The organism is Kitasatospora sp. P5_F3 (assembly GCF_054049135.1).
In genome coordinates this window covers 1-397 of the sequence record NZ_JBFUMY010000222.1, presented here as the reverse complement: position 1 = coordinate 397, position 397 = coordinate 1, and the positions used below count along the sequence as shown (strand labels likewise).

Genomic DNA, 397 nt, shown 5'->3' with positions numbered 1-397 from the left:
GAGCGGGGGCGGCGACCGGGGCCGGAGCCTCGACGACCGGGGCGGGAGCGGCAACCGGAGCCGGGGCGGCCGGAGCAGCGGCGGCGGCCGGAGCCGCACCCGCAGCGCCGATCAGCGCGAGCTGGGCGCCGACCAAGGCGGTCTCGTCCTCGCCGACCAGGATCTTCACCAGCACACCGGCGACCGGCGACGGGATCTCGGTGTCGACCTTGTCCGTGGAGACCTCGAGCAGCGGCTCGTCGATCGCGACGGTCTCACCCTCGGCCTTCAGCCAGCGGGTGACGGTGCCCTCGGCGACCGACTCGCCCAGGGCGGGGAGCAGCACCGGGGTGGCGTCGGCGGCGGGGGCGGCAGCGGCCGGAGCGGCGGCCGGAGCCGCGGCCACGGGGGCCGGAGC

Annotated in this window: 1 protein-coding gene; it reads right to left on the bottom strand. The window is 78.6% G+C overall.

Going from position 1 to position 397, the window contains the following annotated elements; translation table 11 throughout:
• A partial coding sequence (locus ACXJMZ_RS37460) for a biotin/lipoyl-containing protein (RefSeq protein WP_457034446.1) occupies window positions 1-397 on the bottom strand: 397 nt, incomplete at both ends.